We start from the raw sequence: 1030 nt of genomic DNA on the forward strand, positions 1-1030 counted from the left end.
CCCACTGTCGTTGAAAAGCCAGGGGATGACTTGTGGATAGGAGTGAAAGGCTAATCAAACTCGGAGATAGCTGGTTCTCCTCGAAAGCTATTTAGGTAGCGCCTCGTGTATCACCATAGGGGGTAGAGCACTGTTTGGGCTAGGGGGTCATCCCGACTTACCAACCCCATGCAAACTCCGAATACCTATGAGTGCGAGCACGGGAGACACACTGCGGGTGCTAACGTCCGTTGTGGAGAGGGCAACAACCCAGACCGCCAGCTAAGGTCCCAAATTCATAGTTAAGTGGGAAACGATGTGGGAAGGCTTAGACAGCTAGGAGGTTGGCTTAGAAGCAGCCATCCTTTAAAGAAAGCGTAATAGCTCACTAGTCGAGTCGGCCTGCGCGGAAGATTTAACGGGGCTCAAACTATGAACCGAAGCTGCGGATATAGATTTATCTATATGGTAGAGGAGCGTTCTGTAAGCCGTTGAAGGTGAATCGAGAGGTTTGCTGGAGGTATCAGAAGTGCGAATGCTGACATGAGTAACGATAAGGGGAGTGAAAAACTTCCCCGCCGGAAGACCAAGGGTTCCTGCGCAACGCTAATCGGCGCAGGGTGAGTCGGCCCCTAAGGCGAGGCTGAGAAGCGTAGTCGATGGGAAACAGGTTAATATTCCTGTACTTCTTTATATTGCGATGGAGAGACGGAGAAAGCTAGGCCAGCATGGCGATGGTTGTCCATGTTTAAGGTTGTAGGCTGGGGGATTAGGCAAATCCGGTCCCCTAAGGCTGAGAACTGATGACGAGATCCTACGGGATTGAAGTGGTTGATGCTCTGCTTCCAGGAAAAACTTCTAAGCTTCAGATATAAAGAAACCGTACCCCAAACCGACACAGGTGGTCAGGTAGAGAATACCAAGGCGCTTGAGAGAACTCGGGTGAAGGAACTAGGCAAAATGGTACCGTAACTTCGGGAGAAGGTACGCTGCTGCCGGTGATGGGACTTGCTCCCTAAGCTAGCGGCAGTCGAAGATACCAGTTAGCTGC

Annotated in this window: 1 rRNA gene; it reads left to right on the plus strand. The window is 51.2% G+C overall.

Annotated features, from left to right (window positions below):
- Positions 1–1030: ribosomal RNA gene (locus tag A3751_RS03180) — 23S ribosomal RNA — on the plus strand; the annotation flags it as partial.

It is taken from the genome of Oleiphilus sp. HI0080 (assembly GCF_001635135.1).